Here is an 18,449-nt window from a genome sequence, read left to right on the forward strand (position 1 = left end):
GGGATGAGCTGTTTACAGGTTCCGAGTCAAGTGGTGGCGAATAAAGGAAGAAACAATGGATACAGATGATTTCTCGGAAATGGCCCGGGAGGTTATTGTGCGGGCTGCTCAGGTTTCCGATTCTTTGAAGGCGGAACTCGGTGCAATGAGCATGGAGCATGCAACTGAGGATGATTGGCTTCGGGGGGCCTGGGAATATCTCCAGGAGATTGCTGAAGCGCCGGAGGAATTTGTCGAATTCTGGAATCTGGAAGAGGAAGAAAGGGTGACGGCGACAATGATCAGTGAATTGGCGGTGGATCTTGCCAGCCAGGTGGAAAAAGTGCTGGCCACGCCGATGGCAGAACGTGGCTTTGAGGAGATGGAATGATGTCGGGTGCCAAGAAAAAGCCGACGTGGAATGACCTCAAACGCACCATCGGCGGCTTGGACCGAGATGCCCTGCTGGGCTTGGTGCATGATCTCTATGTAGCCCACAAGGAGAACAAAACCTTCCTGCACGCACGATTTGGCTTGGGCGACGATGTTTTGGAACCTTACAAGGCGACCATCTCCCGCTGGGTTTGTCCCGATGTGATGCGTAACCAGGATTACTCGGTTTCCAAGGCCAAGAAGGCGATCTCGGATTACAAAAAGGCCGTTGGTCATGCCGAGGGGCTGGCTGAGTTAACGGTGTTCTATTGCGAATCCTGCCGGGATTTTCTTGGATTTTGCAGCGTAGATGACGAGGTGTATTTCAATGCCCTGGTGCGAATGTTCGAGCAGGCTTTGAAATGGATCCGGCAGCTTGATTCGGATCAGCAAGAACACTATCTGGAGCGGCTTGATAGTGTTCACTATCGAGCCGGCGATTGGGGATGGGGCGTGAGCAGCGACATGAGCGAGCTGATGGCGGAGTATGGATTTGCCGAAAAATGACGAGCCTTTGAATGTGCAAGATGAACTCAAGCGGCTGCATGAGGAGAATGTAGGCTGCTCCCAGGGGGCCTTTGACTGCGTGGCCGAGTTGGCGTTCAATAGGCTCTTCATCGCAACCAAGCTCCTGGCGGATAAGCGTTCTGGCAGTTGCCCTGAGTCCATGGACATGCAATTCTTCCTGGCTGTATCCCATGCGTCTGAGGGCATTGGTCAAGGTGGCATCGCTCATTGGCCTAGCCGTTGATCGCAGGCCGGGGAAGAGATATTTTCCCTGGCCGGTCAAGGCCTGGACCTCCCGCAGGATATCAATAACCTGGGTTGCCAAAGGCGCCAGATGAAAAGCTGAACCGCTGGTCTCTTTATCTCGCTTGCGCCCTTTCATCTTGGCAAGGGGGATACGCCATTCCGCTTTCGCAAAATCGAATTCCGACCATTCGGCAAAACGAATCTCCTTGCTTCGCAAAAAGACATGTGGCGTCAGCTGCAAGGCGCAGCGTGTGATCGGCGAGCCGGGATATCGGTCAATGGCCCGGAGTAATTCTCCAACCTGCTTGGGATCGGTGATGGAGGACATGTGGCTGACATTGGGTCGCGGGATCGCGCCTCGAAGGTCAGCGGCCGGATTACGCTCCGCCCGGCCGGTGGCAATGGCATACATGAAGACTTGGCCGGCATTGGTCTGTGCCCGATGGGCATTTTCCAGGTGCCCCCGAGCCTCAATGCGACGTAAAGCCGAAAGCAATTCCGGTGCTGATATCTCGCCAACGGGACGAGCGCCAATCCATGGAAATAAATCGCGACGCAGGCGGCCGGAGATGCTCTCCAGATGACTTTCTGTCCACTGATGCTTGAATTTCTCCAGTCACTCTTCGGCAACGGTTTGAAAGGTGTTGTCCGTTGCGTTTGTACCTTTGCGAATTTTTCTGACGAGGCCCGGATCAACACCCTCTGCAAGTTGCTCTTTTGCCTGTTGGGCGCTTTTTCGTGCCTTGGCAATCGATACGTTGGGATAGACGCCCAGGGCGAGCAGCTTTTGTTTGCCGCCGTACCGGTACGCCATGCGCCAATATTTGGAGCCGTTCGGCCTGACTTCCAGAAACAATCCGCCACGATCCGCCAACCTCTTGGTTGTTGCTCCTGGTTTGGCGTTTCGTAGCGCCAGTTTGGTTAATTTGTTGGTCATTCCACCCATGTTGGTACCTCCCGTTGCGAAGAAAACCGGTTTGTTTGTCCGAACGTATCGAAATGGCAGGAATTTTTCGAATAACTGTTGGCACCGTGTTGGTACCAACATGAGGGGTGTTGGTACATGCCCCTGAGAGTACCAACAAATACAACCAGATCTGCTCAAATTGCAACGGACACCCCTGGACGCAAAAAGCCCGCAATCCTTGTCGAATTGCGGGCTTAATGGACATCTTTAGATGGTGTTGGACAATGACATGGGAAGCAGACCTTCACATTGAGCCGCCAACTATCAGTTTTCATTCAAACTTGCCAATTCAAATCCGAGAGATACCATCAAAAGTACCATCACGGCCTGCCGGTACCCCATTATTCAGGGTCGATTTTGACGTTCGGCTTGGTCTCTTTCACGGCCACATATTTTTCAATGGCGGCCTTGACCTCATCAGGATCCTGGATGCCTAAAGCGTGTCCGGACTGCATGAATTTTTTGAAATCCGATGTGGTCTTGTAGGTGGTGCTCTTGATGAAGAACCGAGCAAACAATGGCCCCAGGGGAACCGCGATATCTTCCACCTTTTTGCTCACCGAAAAAGATTCTCTGAAGGTGACAACTGCCTTGGCCGACACCCCTTGAAGGGAAACGGTGGTGCTCCCTTCCCGCCGGGCCTGCGCTATCTCTATGAGCCTGGATTGTACAGCGTCAAGTTCACCTTGCGCGGCATCTACCTTACTCTTGAGCCTCAGGCCTTTTTGGATGAGTTTTTCAATGTCCGCATCTTCGGCGGGCATGAGATATTTCTTTCCATCTACCTGAACCTTCTTGATTTCCTTGACAGGTTTCATTGACTCCCCCTTTTTCATGACAACGCTGATCCCGCCAAGTCCCGCAAGATCCCACATAGTCCCGGATAATTGTTAGAAATATGAAACTTTCTTCGTTCTTGGTAGCAACTAGAGGCCGACACGCACTATTCAAAAAATTTGCGGCAAATCAGGCCAGGACCACCGGCCAGGAACCCGCAAAAATCTGGCATGGTGAAAGTTTGCATGTTAAAACGGGCCAAAAATTTAACATTTTCCAGACCATTTGCGCAAGCAGGTATATGAAATTAAAGATAAATTTCAAAAGTGCTATAAGAACCACTATCATCATCACAACTGTTTTTCCGGGCTTGCAATCAACGAAGAAAATAGCGCAACATTTTGATATTATTGTATAAATAGAAAGGCCAGCTTTAGGGCATGGGGTATAATCTTACTATTACACAAAGTCTGGTATTTTATCACGCAAAGACAGGCGGTTGCAAACGTGTTAAAACGGTTTGCGCCCTGTTATTGACCGAATGGATAAATAGTTAAATTACCAGTGGGCTGTTAGCTCAAAATCGTGTATTCTTTTCGCATGGAAAAGATCGATGCACGAACACATAACCAGCAGACCCAATACGAGTTGCGCAAGCAGGTTGTCAGGCTCCGAAAGCGTGGTTTTTCGAACAAAGAAACGGCTGAACTCGTTGGCATCTCCGCGGCACATGCCAGTACGATCTGGAGCAAGTATTCGCGAGACGGCATTGAGGCAATCAAACCGGGTAAGCGCGGCCGCCGACATGGAACCCAGCGGGTTCTTGAGGCTAACCAGGAAACGGCAGTGCAAAACATGCTTGTGGATAAGGCCCCGAATCAATTGAAGTTGCCGTTTGCTTTGTGGACTCGGGACGCTGTCCGTCTGGCGATCAAGCGAGAGTTTGGCCTTGAATTGCCGCTGCGTACCATCACCGACTATCTCAAACGATGGGGCTTTACTCCGCAAAAGCCAGCGAAACGAGCCTACGAGCAGAATCCGGAAAAGTTGAAGCAGTGGCTTGAGCAAGGATACCCAGAAATTGCCGACCGAGCGAAACAAGAGAAGGCGGAGATTCATTGGGGAGACGAGACTGGGGTGAACAACGAGGCGTATAACGCCCGAGGCTTTGCGCCCAGGGGAAAAACACCGATTGTCCGGTTGCATGCCAAGCGAAGCAGCATCAACATGATCTCGTCGATCACCAACCAGGGCAAAGTCCGCTTCATGCTGTATCGAGAAACGATGACCGCACCGGTGCTGATCAAGTTCATGTCCCGGTTGATCAAGGATGTGGAGAAGAAGGTCTTCCTGATTCTGGACAATCACCGGGTGCATCATAGCAAACGGGTGAAGAAATGGCTTGATGAGCATCAACAGTGGATTGAAGTCTTCTTTTTGCCACCTTATGCGCCGGAACACAACCCTGACGAATATCTGAACGGAGACCTGAAGCAACGGATACGCTCCGGTCTTCCTTCCAGGAGCCAGGAAGATTTGGCAAAGAAAACCAGGTCGTTCATGAAGACTTTGCAGCGACGACCTGAACATGTCAGAAATTACTTCAACCATCAACTTGTTCGTTATGCCGCATGATTTCGATATTTATTCACCGGAGTAATAAAACCTCACCGGTTCAGTGGGTTGTGCATGCCCGGGTGATCGTCATAGCTCTGGGCGGCATGGACATAAATCATGGTGGTGTTGATATCCTGGTGCCCGGCCAGCTTTTGGATGTCCTGCAACTTCACCCCTTCCTGCGCAAGCATGGTGAAGGCGGTATGCCTTAGGGCGTGTGGGCTCAGTGTCGCCTCTTCCCTACTGATCTTGGCCTTCACTAGGTACTTCTTGACCACGTTCTCAACGGCCTTTACTGACAGTGGCTGGTGCTTCCGGTCCCGGCGAATAACCAGCTCCTGGTTGTTGCGGTCATAGATGAAGGGGAGAAACACCGGCGTCTCTCCATCAACCGTCACCCCCTGCCGGCCGACGGTATCCAGCCAGTCGTCAAAGGCACGAAGAGCCCGGCCGCTCAAAATGATGGCCGTCTTCGGCCGGTTTTGGAACTTCCCCTTTCGATCCACGATCCAGGCCTTTTGCTGCCCCTTCACCCGCTCCCGCTCAAGGTTCTTGTGCCGCAGGCCGGCCACCTCATTGGCCCGCAGGCCGTACACCAGAATGAGCAGCAGCAGGGCATAGTCACGCTTGCCGATGGCGGTCCGCTTGTTGACCTGCTTCAGTAGCCGCTCCGATTCCGCCGTTGACAGCACGCTGTAGTAGCCCTTGTCCTTCTTCGGGAATATCAGTTTTAGCCCCTTGAAAAAGATAGGGTTCTTGAACTTCCGGTTTTCCCGCTCGACAAACTTGAAAAAGCGGTTGAGGGCAACGAACTTGTTCCAGATCGTTGAATCCTTGTGGCGCTTTTCGTTTCGCAGGTGATCCCGGTATGCAAGGATGGCCTGGATATCGATCTCGGCAAGGTCCTTACCGGCCCAGGTGAAGAACAGCTTGACCTGGTTCTCGTAACTGCGCCGGGTGTTTTTGGTGTTTTGCTCGGCAAGGAAGGAGGCCAGGTATTTTTTGAACTCGTCACTGGCGGCGCCCTTGTGCGTCTTGAAGGTATCGAGGCTTTCAATCGGGTTTACGAAGCCTTTAACGGCCGTTGCAACGAACTTGAAAAAATTGTTCAGGATGGAGAATTTCCGTTTCGTCGTTGCCGGGCTGTGCTGCACTGCAAGGTGGCCCTGGTACTCATGCAGGGCGGCCGCATCGACCTGGTTGATGTCGAGGCCTTTAAAGTCGAAGAACTGCTGAATCTCGGAACGATAGACGCGCTGGCTGCCGCCTTTGTACTTGGCCAGGTACTTCGCAAACAACTTTTGCCCTTTTGCAGTGTCAAGAAATGCCATACGCTACCCGTCTTGCTCCTCTGCGCCGCCCTGCTTTCCCTGCTGTTCATCAGCAGCCTCACCAAGGATCGTCCACACCTGCCTTTCGCAAACCCCGGTAAGTGATGACAGCTCATGAGCGGTAATATTGCCCTGATCGTAAATCGAACGCATGATGACGTTGCGCCACAACCTGATGAACTTATCCGGCTTGCGAAGGTATAGATGCTGGCCAGGGAACACTTGAGCCAGCAGCAAGGTCAGCCGCACGCCATCGCCTGGCATGTGCTCATCAATGGCGGTTGCAACGGTTTTCAGCTCACCGGGAAGGTCGCTGATCTTCGGGAGGAAGTCCTTTGGCAGATGTACCACCGGCGGCCGCAGGCAGCGCAACACATCGCGATTATCCATTGTCCTGCTCCTCTGCGCCGCCCTTCTTGCGCTCGACAATCTTTCCCAGGGCATAGTATGCCTTTTGCGCCTGCTTGCGGTCCATGGTGCGAAAATCCTCCACCTTGATCCATTTCTCGAGCCAACCCTTGATTTCTTCTTTGCTCCATCCCAGGTCCCTGAACATCAAACGGATATCCATGACATGGTAGTGGCTCGGCAGCGTCTCTCCGCCTTCAACCTCGTTTTCTCGTGGTGGCGGAAGCGGTCCGGTCCGGACCGTCTGCCCGGTCATCTTGCCAATCATGAAGAGCTCTTCCTGCTTTGACAATGCCGTCAAGCTCGGTATCCCCGTCAAGTCTGCCGCCAATCGGTACACCTCGTCTTGCGAAAATCCGTGCTTTCTCCCCTGGAAATGAAGGGATTTGATCAGCTGCTTCGGGATGGGCTCAAACACCTTGATAGGCCGTTTCATCGTCAATTCCATGTGGGGGGTGTTTTTTCAAAAACCTGCACCATCTACACCATTTCATCGTAAAATACTGTTTTTCCGTTTAATTTCGTGGTGTAGATCATATTGACGATCTACACCACGGTTGAGAATTTACATTTTTATTCAGGCGGTTAGATAGGCATCGTGGATCCACACCACCTGAAGAGGATCTACACCACGTGGTGTAGGTCAAAAGGGGATGTACACCACGCCTACACCAGGGATATACACCAAACAAATATAATAAAATTATATATTTATAAAGAAATGGTGTAAAGGTGTAGGCATTTTCACATATACGCCCTGTTTTTTTTAGCCACCAACGAAAAAAATAGGTTTGCGGGCAGTTTGGGAATTATTATCACAGTGTCCTTTTTTGCACCCCCCCCTTTTTACCCATGACCCTCCCCTGATTTTTCGACCAAAAACTGGCACCCCTTACCACTCCCTTTTCCAGGGCAGGCTGTTTCAACTTGCCGAGATGGAGTAAAGTCCCAGGGAAACTGATTCCTTTTTCGGTCATCTTTATCCTTGCCTTGACCGTTTTGCCTTTCCGCTTCTGTATCAATTTCACTGTCGCCTCTCCAGTTGTTCACTTGTTCCCGTTTTCATGTTTTTGGTAGCTGGGCTCGCCAGTATTTTTTCGACAGTGCGCATGCTGAGGCGGAATTTGGTGGCCAAAACTTTTGCAGTACATCCTCCTTGGTCATATTCGGCGCGGATACAATCATGCTGCCATGCGGTGATGAATCGCTTAACACTGCGGAAATAGACGGGCTGCCCGTGGAAAATCTGTGCGAGCAGCAAGGTAAGACGTACCCCGCTGCCTGGAAGATGCTCCTCGATAGCATCCGCCACCCGCCGCAAATCACCGGGCATGTCCTCAATTGGCGGATAGTACTGTTCAGGCAAATGTACAATTTCAAGCATGATAGATTTTTCCAATTTTCTCTCAATTTATGCAAGTTCAGGCATTGCTTTTGAATACATCGAGGCCGCCAGTCACATCGTTTTCATTTACAGAAAAGAAGGTTTCCCTTCTTGAATATTGATCCCAAGGCCCATAAGCCGTCCAATTTCTGCATCAATTTTTTCCTGAATATCGCTTCCATTAAACTTGAAGAGCATGCCGGGCATATCTGTGATATCGTGCGCCATGCAGGTATCCAACCGGAACGATGGAATGCTGAAACTGCGGGTGTATGGCCCGAATACCTCTTTTCGCGCTCCGCACCTCTCGATAACAGAGGATAGCGCAATCACCTTGGAGTATGCCGCCGCAAGGTTGCCGGCCTGCTTCACATACTCTCCACCGGCCTTTTCCAGCTCCTGTTCAAGAAATATCGCCAGGCCGTCAAAAAGGTTCCGTTCGGCAATGGCAACTTCATTTTTTGCTTGCACAAGCTTCCGTTTGAGACCCGGTATTTTCTCGGAAGCTGCGGCAATCTCTTTGTCCAGCCTGCAACGTAGACCTTTCTCTTTTGATATTTCGAGGGTGAGCGAATCGAGGTGTTCTTGGTTTATTGATTCCCCGCAAGCGATATCGGCAATCAGGTCCTCTCTTTCCCTGATCATCTTGGCCAGTGTGTCGTTGTTCCCTTGTTTGGCAACAGCTAGACGTTCTTCTTCCTCAGCAATCAGGTCCTCAATTTTTTGAATCTTCTGAGCTCCATCGTTGACCGCTTCTTGCATGGGCAAGAGGTCTTCGACGGTTATCTTCTGCTCAAGGGCGTCAAGCTGCTCCTGAAGGTCGTTCAGCCGTGCGTCAATCTGCGCTTTCTTATCTTTGCAGGCCTGCATCTTTGAATCAGCACTGTCTACCGTCTCCTTGAAGTTGCGATAATCGGCCTTAACATGCCCGGGCCACATGCTCTCATCGGTTCCATACCTTGACTTCATGGACTCAATGCGCGTCTGTGCATCCCCTCGCTCCCGATACATCACGTCGAGAGATGGGAGCTTATCAAGACCTCTCCGGGTCCGTTTGATTTCTTCCAACAATGCGCGTTTCTTCTCAATGACTTGTGCAAAACTCATCGTTTTTCCCCTCTGTTTTCGCCTCAGCGATTTGATTTTTCCCGCCTGAACACCCTGCTCAGGCGATGCCGTCGTTCCCCGTTGTATTTCGTTGCTTCGCGCTCAAATATCCATCCCGCTTTCCGCAACACCTCTATGGAGTCGGTTATTCTGGCCCCAAGCTGTGATGGTGATTTAAACGGGTTGGCAATGCCCCGATCCTTGGCCAGCCAGTCAAAGGCCCTGAAAATGGTGCCTGTCGAAGCTGTAAAGACGACCTTCTTCAGCTCGTTGCCGTCCCGATCCGCATTTACCTTGATACCGTATTCTTGCTCGAATCGATCCGGCCTGATTTCGTATTCTTTGAGCAAGGACTCAATGCCGTAGAGTATCCGGTTGGTCTCTGCCTCGGTGGCAAAGGCCCGCTGGTTCTGGTTGCGAATCCATTCGTCCAGTATCCACCGCGCTTCGGTGTTGCCGGTCTGGTCTTTTACCTGCGAGATGTACTTGACCACCTCTTGCAAGATGATGAAGAGCATGGCATACAGCTCGTTGAGGCGTTTTTTCGAGTGCGCCGGATAATCGGTGCGGAGGACCTTCAGGGCGTCGGATTTCTTCTCATCGATCCCGGGCAGGATGTCGTTGGCGATGATTTTGAAGATCGTGCTCCAAATCAGGTCCCTGGACTCGCGAAGGTCGGACTCGACCGCGATTGATTCCCGGAAATTCGGGTTGTGGAACTTCTTGTCGAAGAGGATCTCGTTGGTTCGTTCGATCAACTCCGGCTCGGAAAACGGCTCAATGGATGTCACCAGCAGTTGGGTGCAAGAGCGCTCGTATACGTTGTCAGAATCGCTTCCAGCCTTCCGCTTCTGCCGGGTGATACCCGTGGCCGCAGTCAACAAGAAATCGCGTTTGCCGCCCTTCACCGCGTCCGACTCGAGGTTGTCCGAAATGGTCAGCGGAGAGATGGCCGCCTCGGAAAAATCAGAGGCGGCCGAACCAGTGGTAACGCAGTCCTCACCGTAGATGAGCGTGGAGAGCATCGACGCCGCCGATGTCTTGCCGCACCCCTTGGTGCCTGAAAACTTGGTGATACCCCTGGCCTTGACGTATTGCAGCAGCACAACGTTGAAGATCAGGCACACCACGAAGTATTTGTCCGCCAGGTCGCACGCCAGGTTGTCGAAGATGTGGGCCTTGATGCTGGCCATACCCTTCTTCACGTCGGCGTCATGGAGATAGCGCAGGGGGTGCATTTTTGGTGAATTGCGGAGCAGCACCCGCTCGGAGTTGGTGCCATTGGGGACCACCTCTATCTTTCTAGGGCCGATTTTGAGCAGGGTGGTGTTCTCCCCGCACAGGTTGAAATAGACGGTGTTTTCCTTGAAGTTGGTGAAGATCCAACCCGGTACCGAAGTGTGATCCCCCCTCAGGTAGGCCTGGCTTTCGATGTTCTGAACGACCATCCTGGCGCCGATGTTGGCCGCATTAATACCGGCCTCACTGTAGAGCAGGGCCTTGAACGGTGTGTTGGCGCCGATTTTGTAAATTCGGTTGTTGAAGTAGAGGTGGCAGTCTTCGCCGTCGATGAAGAACTTGCCCTTGGCCTGGAACCACTCGAAGCAGATCTTGCCGAAGGTGTCATAGTCGAACTTCCCCTCTTGCTGGTTGACGTGCTGCGAGTACCAGGACTTCAGCTCAGTCAACGGCGGATAGTAGCGCTCCGCCCCTTTCATCAGCGATTCGAGCACGTCCGCCGGCTTGTCCTGGCCGCGCAGGTGCTCATCAATGTCTTTCACCTCACGGTCAAAGCGCACCAGGCGAACTTCGGCCGCCTCTGTTTGCATGAGCCTGGCCAGCGTCGGCGGCAGGCAGTGTTCCCGCAGCGCCTGGCACACGCTGTCGGTGTATTTCTGCCCGGCTGTGTCGTTGTCGAAGCAGAGGTATAGCTTCCGCCCCGGCGCCCATGATTTCAGGTAGTCGAGCTGGGCCTTTGATATCTGGCCGTTGATGGCCGCCACGTTGGCCAGGCCGCCCCGTCCATGCACCGTGAGCAGGTCATTCTCGCCCTCTACAAGGAAAACTTCCTTCCCGGCGAAGCCGACATGTTGAAGAACAGAGTGCCCCCCTCAAGCCAATATTCGGCCGGCAAGCGGTACTTGTACTTCTTGCGCTGATCCTTGATGGTGAACCCGGCCACCTGGTTGTGCCGGTCCCGGTGCGGATAGATGAACAGGTCACGGCAGAAGAAATCCTGCATCCGGCCATCGTTGGGTTTCCCCAGGCCGGATGCAACGATGGCCTCATCGGTGAAACCTTCGGCCTTGAGGTGATCACAGAGCCGGCCGTCGGTGTAGCCCACCATGAAGGCCACCAGCGTCTTGTCAGCATGGCACCGCTTGCCGTGCTGATAGCCCAAGGCCCGGTGATCCTTCATCAGGGTTTCGTGGTAGTAGAGGGCGGCCTTGGTGAAGATGCGGCGGCGGCCGTCGCGCTGCTGCTCTTCCTCAGGGCTCAGCTTTGGTTGATCCTTGGCCCCGGTCAACTCGTGGCCGTGGTACTCGGCCAGAGTCTTGAGCGCCTGGTGCTTATCGCACTGGTTAAGGCGTTGGATGAAATCGTAGATGTCGCCGTCATTATCGCCAGGGGCACACAGTTGGAAGCAGTGCCACCGCTGCTTTGATGGCGTGATGCGGAAGCAGTCGTGCCCCCCGCAGAAGGGGCACGATGCAAGGTTGATGGTATCGGCGCCGGCATTGGTGGTCGCCATGCCGGTAACCTGGCGGATGTACTCCGCCAGGTCGGTGCGGTCTTTGAGAAGGGCGAAGTCGTCTGTCATGCCGCCACCCCCTGGCCTTGCTGGTCCGGCGGTGCGGTTGGTTGTTTCTTGCCGCCGTTGGCGGGTTGCTTTTCCTTCAGTAGCGCCTTGATGCGGCCTTCAAGCTCCATGGCATGGCTGGAAAGCATATCGCCGCGCTGCGCAACAATCGCTGTGCAGGCCAGGGCCCTGGTCAGTTCCATCTTGACTTGATCATTTCCATACCAGCCGGTCTTGATCTGCTCCAGGGTGGCGGTCACCTTTCGAAGCAAATGTTCGTCGCTGTCCTGGTAGCGGTCCACATAGCCGGCAACGATGCGGGCCTGCTCATCGATGCAAAGATCGATGAGCTTTGACAGCCCCCATTGCAGGTCTTGGGCGATGTGATCAGCAAGGGAACCATCTCTGCATTCGCCCGGGTCGAAGTAGGAAAGCCGCGCTGTTTTGATCAGCGCGCTCAGGGCGCGGGGGGCGTGGCATGCCTCATCAAATGCGTCTTGCAGATCAAGAGGGGTGCGGATGGTGGGGATTGAGGAAGAGGTGGTGCTGGCGGAAACTTCTTGCGAACGGTCAAACATGGCTATTACTCCGGAAAATAAAAATGCCCAGAGTGGTACCACGCCTAGAAGGGCGTCGGGGTCCTCGCGGATACCCCCCACTCTGAGCAAATTCAAATTCTGGATGTGCGCTTATCTCCAGCCGTGCCTGAGCACCTTGGGCGGTGTCGGCAACTGGCTGGGCGCAAATAAAAAATTCCCGGTTTAAGGTGTGCGGGAGCCACCCTTCTAGTTTGGTATCCGCAAGATACGGAAAAGCCGCTATGTTCGCAAGGTAAAAATGCCCAGACTGCCAGGAGGATTGACCCTGACAGTCAACGCCTTGCGGTCCTCGCGGATACCGCACAGTCTGGGCAAAAATCATTGGTATGGCCACGCCGGAAGGTCCCGTCACTTGATATTATGCGACGTTACCGCTTCGGGCTTGCTGGATGCGGCCTGATATCCAGTTGTCGATCTCATCGGAAATCCAGGCCACGGCCCGGCCGGCCAGAGGTACGGCTTGCGGGAACTCCCCTTGCTTCATCAGGGCGTAGATGTGGGCGCGTTTCAGGCCGGTGCGCTTCTCAACATCCGGCCTTCTGAGTAGGGTTTTCGGCGGTGCTTGGCTTGACATGCTCTATTCTCCTTGGGTTTATAGGAAGCAATTTGCTTCTCAATGTTCTGGCGGGAGAGTAGAGCGTTTTTCTGATGGGAAATAGAACCCGTTGCAGGGGGGAAGGTGGTTTAAATCAAGAGTGTAAAAGTGGTTTTTTGTTTGAAATCGAACGGTTGAATCTCAGGGGTGTTTTTTTTCAGAGGTGTGCTTTTTGTCATGCCATGGCGGGCATGATCCTTGACCAGGGAATTTACACGGGGAAACGATAGCGGCTATATTCTGGCGGGCGGTAGGGGTTATGGATTTGTCAAAATGATCTTGTAACCATTTCTCAATCATTTTCTTGTGGCCGCCATGCGGCTTAAAAGCATTATCACCTTTATGGCCTTCATGGTCGGCATAAAGGGCGAACCAGGCATTGATAGCATGGGCAAGGTTTTCTGAATACCAAGGGTGCTCCTTGTCGATGACTTCAGCAATCATACTTGAATGGTCTTTGGCGCTGGTCATTGTTGACTTGAATCTTTCAAACTCTGTCCTGAGGATAACTTTTTTCGCTGTTTTGCTGTTGCACCCGAGTGTATATACTTGAGTGGCAAGTATATATTTATCATATCCTTCATGATATATCATAAACGGATATTTCTTTTCATGTACCAGTTCCAATGCCTCCCATCTTGATTTCACTGCAACATGAAAACTTTTATGTAATCCTTCTTCAGGATTGTCGGCGTCAATTTGGTAAACAATTGGACCTTCACCCCGTCGAGTTGGCGCTATAAAATCCCATAACCCAAAAAGACGAGTATGGCATGGTGGGTACGCACTGCTGGTATTCCCATCGTGGATGTAACCTGGCTCATCTTCAAGCCATAGAACAAAATTTAGCTTTCTCGCCTCTATGAAATGGTTGATGTCTTCGACCTTGCATTCAAACATTTCCGCAACTTCATCCAGTGAATACCAGTCCTTGAACTGAGTAATCATCGCACAACCTCCCTCAGGTCGTCACCCTGCAATGAAAACTGACAGGCAGGCCGCCAGGGTTGCGGCTTTTCGGGGGCCATCCTAGCCTGTCAAATCGTTGTAACCTTAAATCGACACCGTGCGCAGAGCAAGGCCGGACCGGCGCACGATCCGGCGCGTGTGCGCCTCATGGCAGGGTGGCCCCCCTAGCGGAACACGCCTCTAAAATAAACGGGAACTTCTGGGCAGCTTGGCCGCTATCCGGCCGCTGCAAAAATGGGGATGATGTCCGCCCCCTTCTCCAAGGCATCAAGATAATCAGCCCAGGCCTGCATCATCTTGCGCCGTTCCGGTATGTGCTGGGCGTAGTTGTAGGCGGCCTTGACGCTGTTTCGCTCCTTGTGGGCCAGCTGCCGTTCGATCACGTCCGACGGCCAACCCTGTTCATGCAGCAGGGTTGAGGCCATGGCCCGGAAGCCGTGCCCGGTCATTTCATCCTTGGCATACCCCATGCGGCGCAGGGCGGCATTGACGGTGTTTTCACTCATGGGGCGTTCGCCCGTTCGCAACGAGGGGAACACATAGCGGCCTTCGCCGGTCAACGGCTGTAACTCCCTGAGCACGGCCAGGGCCTGCCTGGACAGCGGCACAAAATGGAAGTTTTGCGGTATCGCCTTCAGCGCCTTTTTCAGCTTCCGCTTTTCCGGCGGTATCTTCCACTCGGCGCGGTCAAGGTCTATATCGGCCCATTCCGCATGCCTCAGCTCCCCAGGACGAACAAAGGTAAGCGGGGCCAGGCGCAGGGCGCACCGGGTGATGATTTCGCCCTTATAGCCCCTGATGGCCCGCAGCAGGGCGGAAACCCCTTTGGGGTCGGTGATGGTGGCCATGGATTTTGACGGTGGCGGCGGCAGGGCGCCGCGCAGATCCGCGCTTGGGTCACGCTCGGCGCGGCCGGTGGCCACGGCATAGCGGAACACCTGCCCGCACATCTGCTTGATGCGGTGGGCCGTCTCTATGGCGCCACGATCCTCTATCCGGCGGAGCACGGCCAGCAACATGGGCGCGGTCACATCGGCAATGGGCGTCCGGCCAAGCCACGGAAAGACGTTGGCCTCAAGGCGGGTGATAATGTCCCTGGCGTGATTGTCCGTCCAGGTGTGCTTGTTCTTGAGGAACCACTCACGGGCCACCGCTTCAACGCTGTTGAGGTTGGTGGCGGCTTCCTTGTCCATCTTCCTCTGTTCGCCGGGGTCGATGCCGTCGGCAATCAGCTTGCGGGCCTCGGCCAACCGCTCACGGGCGCCGGCCAGGGACACATCAGGGTACACCCCCAGGGCCAGGGTTTTCTGCTTGTCCTGGAAACGATAATTGAAGCGAAAATATTTGCCGGTGGACTTCACCAAAAGGTAGAGCCCTTTTCCGTCGGTCAGCTTATAGGGCTGTTCCTTTGGCTTGGCGTTTTTGATGGCGGTATCAACGAGCATTTGATGGTACCTGGATTCAAGATTGTCGAGATACCATCAAAAATACCATCGCCAAGGACCGGCTGTCAATGAACTCTGTGGAACTCAGCGGAAAATAAAAAAAGCCAAATGCTTGGTAGCAAATGGCTTTTGTGACCTCTATGGAACTTTGTGGAACGATTTTTGGCGGAGAAGCAGGGATTCGAACCCTGGGTGGAGTTACCCCCACAACGGTTTTCGAGACCGTCCCGTTCAACCACTCCGGCACTTCTCCGCGTCGGGGCTATTGATACCGTTTTCTGGCGGGAACGTCAACTGTTCCATCGCGCTGTTGACTTTGTCATTCCCCCTGGTTAAGTAAGAGCATCGTCATTTCCACCCAAGGAGCGGCCATGTTTTTCTCTGGACTGCAATCGAAAATCCCCGCCTTCCTGACACTTTTGTGTACCCTGTTGCTGCTGAACGGTTGTGCCGCGATGTATGGCTTCAAGGAAGATCCCAAGGTGTCCATTGCCGATATTCGCATCCAGGAAGTCAAGGCGCTGGAAGGCGTTTTCCTCATCAAACTGCGGATCTTGAACCCCAACGATGTCGCCCTCGACCTCCACGGCATCGACTGCGATCTGGAAATCAATAAACGCCATTTTGCCAGCGGCATCGGCGACAGCAATCAGAGCGTGCCGGCCTTCGGCACGGCGGTGGTGCCGGTGGAAGTCTACGCTTCGGTACTGGATATGATTGCCTCGGTGGCCGACCTGCTGCACACCGCCGGCAAGATTCCCTCCAAGGATGAACCCGTGCCCTATACCCTCCAGGGAAAGGTCCGGGTGGGCATTCATGGCTTCAAGAAGGAAGTGCCGTTCAAATCCACGGGAGAGCTCTCCCTCAAGGGGCTGAGCCAGTACCGGTGAGGCCGATGGGCTCGCCTTCTCCCCGGGAAGCCGATGCTCGACGTCTCTTGTTCCCCCTTGCCTGCCGCTGAACGCTTTTCTCTCCCCAAGCGCCTGCCTCCCTTGGAGTCCAGCACAATTGTATTGACAGGATCAGCCCGTGCTTTAGAGTACAGGCCTTTTTGACGGGGGCATCAGGGAGGCAGATGATAATGCTCAGCCAACAACAGGGACAAGTCCTTGTCCGCCTGGCGCGGCAGGAGATCGAACGCCATTTGGGCATGACGCCGTCACGGCCGGTCACCACCGAGGAGTTGCGCGATCCGGCCTTGCAGGAACGGCGCGGAGTGTTCGTCACCCTGCACAAGCGGGGCGATCTGCGCGGTTGCATTGGCAGCTTGGCCGCCGCGGAATCCATCGTCGACGGTACCCGGCGCAATGCCCTCAATGCCGCGTTCCACGATTATCGCTTCGAGCCGCTGACCACGGCCGAATTGCCGGCGCTCCATGTGGAGGTTTCGGTGCTCACCGAGCCCCAGCCGCTCGCCTATGAAAATGCCGACGATCTGCTGCGGCTGCTGCGGCCGGGCGTGGACGGGGTCATTCTCCAGGGACCGGGCGGGGCGAGCGCCACCTTCCTGCCCCAGGTGTGGCAGCAGTTGCCCGCCCCGGACCAGTTTCTTGGCCACCTGTGCCGCAAGGCCGGTTTGGCGCAAGGCGCTTGGCGTTCCGGAACGCTTGGCGTTTTTACCTATCAGGTCCAATCCTTCGAGGAACCCCGCGCAGACGGGTGAACCCCATGAAAGAACTGTTTCTTCCCCCGGAACTCTCCTGCGAGATCAGCGAGATCTACGCCTCCATGGCCACCGCCTACGACGAGGTGGCCCGCGCCATCACCCTGACCTGCGAGGGCTGTCCGGACAACTGTTGCGACTCCTATTTCCTCCACTACACCTATTGCGAATGGGCCTACCTGTGGGAGGGCATTCGCGCCCTGGATGACGCCCGTCTGGATCGGATCATGCAGCGGGCGCGGGACTATGTGGAGCAGAGTCGCGTGCTGATCGCCCGGGGCCAGCGGCCGCAGATCATGTGCCCGCTCAACGAGGACGGCCTGTGCGGCCTGTACACGCATCGCCTGATGATCTGCCGCACCCACGGGGTGCCGGCCACCTTGACCCGGCCGGATGGCCAGCATCTCCGCTTCCCCGGCTGTTTTCGTTGCCAGGAGATCGTCAAGGCCACCTATGCGGCGGAAACCGATGCTCCGGCCATGGACCGGACCATCCTCTACAAGCGGCTGGCGCAGCTGGAATCGCGTTTTTTGGGCGACAAACGCGGCCTCTTCCCCAAAATCAAGCTGACCATCGCCGAGATGATTGTCGGCGGCCCGCCCAGGGACATTAAAACCAACCGGAACTGATCGCCGTCAAGGCACCCAGACATTATGGACTCCATCGTACACCAGGCCACAGAAACGATTCTCACCGGCGGCCAGATCGACCGGTCCACCGCGTCGCGATTGCTCGGCAGCGACAAAGAGGAGCTCTATCGCAGCGCCGATGCCATCCGCCGTCATTTCTGCGGCAACCACTTCGACCTCTGTTCGATCATCAATGCCAAGAGCGGCAACTGCACCGAGAACTGCCGATTCTGCGCTCAGTCGGCGCGCCACCGCACCGGTATCGACACCTATACCGTGATTCCCGAGGAGGAAGCCCTGGCCCAGGCCCGGGACAACGACGAGCACGGCGTGCATCGCATTTCGCTGGTCACCAGCGGCCGCAGCCTGTCGCCGGAGACGGTGGCAGAGCTGACTCACCTCTATCAGAAGATGGCCCAGACCACTTCGATGCTGTTCTGCGCCTCGGCCGGTTTTCTTGACGAGCGGATCGCCCGCGATCTGTATGCGGCCGGGGTGCGGCGCTACCACTGCAACCTGGAGGCGAGCCGCACCTATTTTCCCCAGGTGTGTACCACCCATACCTGGGAGGAAAAGGTCGAAACCCTGCGCCTGGCCCGCCAGACCGGCATGTCGCTCTGTTCGGGCGGCATCATCGGCATGGGCGAGACCATGGAGGATCGACTCGACATGGCCTTTGAGCTGCGCGAGCTTGCGGTCAAATCGATCCCGGTCAACATCCTCACCGCCATTGAGGGCACGCCGTTGGCCGATCTGCAACCGTTGTCGGTGGACGAGGTCCTGACCACGGTGGCCCTGTTCCGCTTCATCAATCCCGACGCGGTGATCCGCATGGCCGGCGGCCGGCAGCAGCTGGGCGAGGAACAGTACCGCTGCTTCACCGCCGGCGCCAACGGCGCCATTGTCGGCAACTACCTGACCACCACCGGTTCGGGGATCGCCGGTGATCTGCACCATCTCACGGAGCTTGGCTTCACCTTTGCGCGCGGATAAG

Annotated in this window: 21 protein-coding genes, 1 tRNA gene and 1 pseudogene; 8 read left to right on the top strand and 15 right to left on the bottom strand. The window is 54.8% G+C overall.

Annotated elements, in window-relative coordinates; translation table 11 throughout:
- Positions 1–55 precede the first annotated feature (55 nt).
- The 3 genes from DESPR_RS01245 to DESPR_RS18860 are packed head-to-tail and all read left to right on the top strand — an operon-like array spanning position 56 to position 1,162.
- The gene (locus DESPR_RS01245) at positions 56–370 is read left to right on the top strand and encodes a hypothetical protein (RefSeq protein ID WP_015722994.1); all 315 of its coding nucleotides are present in this window, start codon (positions 56–58) and stop codon (positions 368–370) included.
- Positions 367–918: a hypothetical protein gene (locus tag DESPR_RS18855; protein WP_015722995.1), complete on the top strand. Its 552-nt coding sequence runs from the start codon at positions 367–369 to the stop codon at positions 916–918. The genes DESPR_RS01245 and DESPR_RS18855 overlap by 4 nt, the downstream gene beginning before the upstream one ends.
- The gene (locus DESPR_RS18860) at positions 899–1,162 is read left to right on the top strand and encodes a hypothetical protein (RefSeq protein ID WP_052302027.1); all 264 of its coding nucleotides are present in this window, start codon (positions 899–901) and stop codon (positions 1,160–1,162) included. Before DESPR_RS18855 ends, DESPR_RS18860 begins: the two co-directional genes overlap by 20 nt.
- Here the strand turns inward: DESPR_RS18860 and DESPR_RS19255 are convergent.
- The 3 genes and pseudogenes from DESPR_RS19255 to DESPR_RS01260 all read right to left on the bottom strand — a co-directional run.
- Positions 1,055–1,780 (bottom strand): annotated as a pseudogene (locus DESPR_RS19255) (tyrosine-type recombinase/integrase); the annotation flags it as partial. The gene DESPR_RS18860 and the pseudogene DESPR_RS19255 overlap by 108 nt on opposite strands.
- Positions 1,781–2,110, bottom strand: coding sequence for an Arm DNA-binding domain-containing protein (locus DESPR_RS17630; RefSeq protein ID WP_169701496.1), 330 nt, complete (start codon positions 2,108–2,110; stop codon positions 1,781–1,783).
- 362 nt (positions 2,111–2,472) lie between these two features.
- Positions 2,473–2,949, bottom strand: a complete 477-nt coding sequence (locus DESPR_RS01260; protein WP_043770388.1) for a hypothetical protein — start codon at positions 2,947–2,949, stop codon at positions 2,473–2,475.
- Between the two features lie 559 nt (positions 2,950–3,508).
- Here DESPR_RS01260 and DESPR_RS01265 point away from each other — a divergent pair.
- Positions 3,509–4,543 carry an IS630 family transposase gene (locus tag DESPR_RS01265; protein ID WP_015722997.1) on the top strand — a complete coding sequence of 345 codons (1,035 nt, stop codon included), beginning with the start codon at positions 3,509–3,511 and terminating at the stop codon, positions 4,541–4,543.
- Positions 4,544–4,575: 32 nt separating this feature from the next.
- Here DESPR_RS01265 and DESPR_RS01270 read toward each other — a convergent pair whose 3' ends face one another.
- From DESPR_RS01270 to DESPR_RS01330, 12 genes are all read right to left on the bottom strand, one after another.
- Positions 4,576–5,856: a tyrosine-type recombinase/integrase gene (locus DESPR_RS01270; RefSeq protein ID WP_043769486.1), complete on the bottom strand. Its 1,281-nt coding sequence runs from the start codon at positions 5,854–5,856 to the stop codon at positions 4,576–4,578.
- Between the two features lie 3 nt (positions 5,857–5,859).
- Positions 5,860–6,246: a hypothetical protein gene (locus DESPR_RS01275; RefSeq protein ID WP_015722999.1), complete on the bottom strand. Its 387-nt coding sequence runs from the start codon at positions 6,244–6,246 to the stop codon at positions 5,860–5,862.
- On the bottom strand, positions 6,239–6,712 hold the full coding sequence (locus DESPR_RS01280) for a hypothetical protein (RefSeq protein ID WP_169701497.1): 474 nt from the start codon (positions 6,710–6,712) through the stop codon (positions 6,239–6,241). The genes DESPR_RS01275 and DESPR_RS01280 overlap by 8 nt, the downstream gene beginning before the upstream one ends.
- A gap of 576 nt (positions 6,713–7,288) precedes the next feature.
- A complete protein-coding gene (locus DESPR_RS01290; protein ID WP_169701498.1) occupies positions 7,289–7,648 on the bottom strand; it encodes a hypothetical protein in 360 nt (119 codons plus the stop codon).
- Positions 7,649–7,735: 87 nt separating this feature from the next.
- A complete protein-coding gene (locus tag DESPR_RS01295) occupies positions 7,736–8,755 on the bottom strand; it encodes a hypothetical protein (RefSeq protein WP_015723002.1) in 1,020 nt (339 codons plus the stop codon).
- Positions 8,756–8,778: 23 nt separating this feature from the next.
- Positions 8,779–10,785: a toprim domain-containing protein gene (locus tag DESPR_RS01300; RefSeq protein WP_043769494.1), complete on the bottom strand. Its 2,007-nt coding sequence runs from the start codon at positions 10,783–10,785 to the stop codon at positions 8,779–8,781.
- Positions 10,786–10,808: 23 nt separating this feature from the next.
- A complete protein-coding gene (locus DESPR_RS01305) occupies positions 10,809–11,576 on the bottom strand; it encodes a CHC2 zinc finger domain-containing protein (RefSeq protein WP_043769496.1) in 768 nt (255 codons plus the stop codon).
- Positions 11,573–12,133: a hypothetical protein gene (locus tag DESPR_RS01310; RefSeq protein WP_015723003.1), complete on the bottom strand. Its 561-nt coding sequence runs from the start codon at positions 12,131–12,133 to the stop codon at positions 11,573–11,575. Before DESPR_RS01310 ends, DESPR_RS01305 begins: the two co-directional genes overlap by 4 nt.
- Positions 12,134–12,512: 379 nt before the next feature.
- A complete protein-coding gene (locus DESPR_RS01315) occupies positions 12,513–12,728 on the bottom strand; it encodes a helix-turn-helix transcriptional regulator (protein ID WP_015723004.1) in 216 nt (71 codons plus the stop codon).
- Positions 12,729–12,890: 162 nt separating this feature from the next.
- A complete protein-coding gene (locus DESPR_RS01320) occupies positions 12,891–13,697 on the bottom strand; it encodes a hypothetical protein (RefSeq protein ID WP_015723005.1) in 807 nt (268 codons plus the stop codon).
- Positions 13,698–13,933: 236 nt separating this feature from the next.
- Positions 13,934–15,163, bottom strand: coding sequence for a tyrosine-type recombinase/integrase (locus tag DESPR_RS01325; protein ID WP_015723006.1), 1,230 nt, complete (start codon positions 15,161–15,163; stop codon positions 13,934–13,936).
- A 163-nt stretch (positions 15,164–15,326) separates the two neighbouring features.
- Positions 15,327–15,416: transfer RNA gene (locus DESPR_RS01330), tRNA-Ser, on the bottom strand.
- 118 nt (positions 15,417–15,534) lie between these two features.
- Here DESPR_RS01330 and DESPR_RS01335 point away from each other — a divergent pair.
- The 4 genes from DESPR_RS01335 to bioB all read left to right on the top strand — a co-directional run bounded on the left by DESPR_RS01335 (position 15,535) and on the right by bioB (position 18,448).
- A complete protein-coding gene (locus tag DESPR_RS01335) occupies positions 15,535–16,053 on the top strand; it encodes an LEA/WHy family protein (RefSeq protein WP_015723007.1) in 519 nt (172 codons plus the stop codon).
- A gap of 191 nt (positions 16,054–16,244) precedes the next feature.
- Complete coding sequence (amrA, locus tag DESPR_RS01340; RefSeq protein ID WP_015723008.1) at positions 16,245–16,826, top strand: AmmeMemoRadiSam system protein A; 582 nt, start codon at positions 16,245–16,247, stop codon at positions 16,824–16,826.
- Between the two features lie 5 nt (positions 16,827–16,831).
- A complete protein-coding gene (locus tag DESPR_RS01345) occupies positions 16,832–17,455 on the top strand; it encodes a hypothetical protein (RefSeq protein WP_015723009.1) in 624 nt (207 codons plus the stop codon).
- Positions 17,456–17,479: 24 nt separating this feature from the next.
- On the top strand, positions 17,480–18,448 hold the full coding sequence (gene bioB / locus DESPR_RS01350) for a biotin synthase BioB (RefSeq protein ID WP_015723010.1): 969 nt from the start codon (positions 17,480–17,482) through the stop codon (positions 18,446–18,448).
- The last annotated feature ends 1 nt before the right edge of the window (position 18,449 follow it).

This window comes from Desulfobulbus propionicus DSM 2032, assembly GCF_000186885.1.
In the GTDB taxonomy this organism is placed as follows: Bacteria; Desulfobacterota; Desulfobulbia; order Desulfobulbales; family Desulfobulbaceae; genus Desulfobulbus; species Desulfobulbus propionicus.

What these genes read in the sequence shown, in the direction of transcription:
- DESPR_RS01245 (WP_015722994.1), top strand. Translation starts at nt 56, where the DNA reads ATGGATACAGATGATTTCTCGGAAATGGCCCGGGAGGTTATTGTGCGG.
- DESPR_RS18855 (WP_015722995.1), top strand. Translation starts at nt 367, where the DNA reads ATGATGTCGGGTGCCAAGAAAAAGCCGACGTGGAATGACCTCAAACGC.
- DESPR_RS18860 (WP_052302027.1), top strand. Translation starts at nt 899, where the DNA reads ATGGATTTGCCGAAAAATGACGAGCCTTTGAATGTGCAAGATGAACTC.
- DESPR_RS17630 (WP_169701496.1), bottom strand. Translation starts at nt 2,110, where the DNA reads ATGGGTGGAATGACCAACAAATTAACCAAACTGGCGCTACGAAACGCC.
- DESPR_RS01260 (WP_043770388.1), bottom strand. Translation starts at nt 2,949, where the DNA reads ATGAAACCTGTCAAGGAAATCAAGAAGGTTCAGGTAGATGGAAAGAAA.
- DESPR_RS01265 (WP_015722997.1), top strand. Translation starts at nt 3,509, where the DNA reads ATGGAAAAGATCGATGCACGAACACATAACCAGCAGACCCAATACGAG.
- DESPR_RS01270 (WP_043769486.1), bottom strand. Translation starts at nt 5,856, where the DNA reads ATGGCATTTCTTGACACTGCAAAAGGGCAAAAGTTGTTTGCGAAGTAC.
- DESPR_RS01275 (WP_015722999.1), bottom strand. Translation starts at nt 6,246, where the DNA reads ATGGATAATCGCGATGTGTTGCGCTGCCTGCGGCCGCCGGTGGTACAT.
- DESPR_RS01280 (WP_169701497.1), bottom strand. Translation starts at nt 6,712, where the DNA reads ATGGAATTGACGATGAAACGGCCTATCAAGGTGTTTGAGCCCATCCCG.
- DESPR_RS01290 (WP_169701498.1), bottom strand. Translation starts at nt 7,648, where the DNA reads ATGCTTGAAATTGTACATTTGCCTGAACAGTACTATCCGCCAATTGAG.
- DESPR_RS01295 (WP_015723002.1), bottom strand. Translation starts at nt 8,755, where the DNA reads ATGAGTTTTGCACAAGTCATTGAGAAGAAACGCGCATTGTTGGAAGAA.
- DESPR_RS01305 (WP_043769496.1), bottom strand. Translation starts at nt 11,576, where the DNA reads ATGACAGACGACTTCGCCCTTCTCAAAGACCGCACCGACCTGGCGGAG.
- DESPR_RS01310 (WP_015723003.1), bottom strand. Translation starts at nt 12,133, where the DNA reads ATGTTTGACCGTTCGCAAGAAGTTTCCGCCAGCACCACCTCTTCCTCA.
- DESPR_RS01315 (WP_015723004.1), bottom strand. Translation starts at nt 12,728, where the DNA reads ATGTCAAGCCAAGCACCGCCGAAAACCCTACTCAGAAGGCCGGATGTT.
- DESPR_RS01320 (WP_015723005.1), bottom strand. Translation starts at nt 13,697, where the DNA reads ATGATTACTCAGTTCAAGGACTGGTATTCACTGGATGAAGTTGCGGAA.
- DESPR_RS01325 (WP_015723006.1), bottom strand. Translation starts at nt 15,163, where the DNA reads ATGCTCGTTGATACCGCCATCAAAAACGCCAAGCCAAAGGAACAGCCC.
- DESPR_RS01335 (WP_015723007.1), top strand. Translation starts at nt 15,535, where the DNA reads ATGTTTTTCTCTGGACTGCAATCGAAAATCCCCGCCTTCCTGACACTT.
- amrA (WP_015723008.1), top strand. Translation starts at nt 16,245, where the DNA reads ATGCTCAGCCAACAACAGGGACAAGTCCTTGTCCGCCTGGCGCGGCAG.
- DESPR_RS01345 (WP_015723009.1), top strand. Translation starts at nt 16,832, where the DNA reads ATGAAAGAACTGTTTCTTCCCCCGGAACTCTCCTGCGAGATCAGCGAG.
- bioB (WP_015723010.1), top strand. Translation starts at nt 17,480, where the DNA reads ATGGACTCCATCGTACACCAGGCCACAGAAACGATTCTCACCGGCGGC.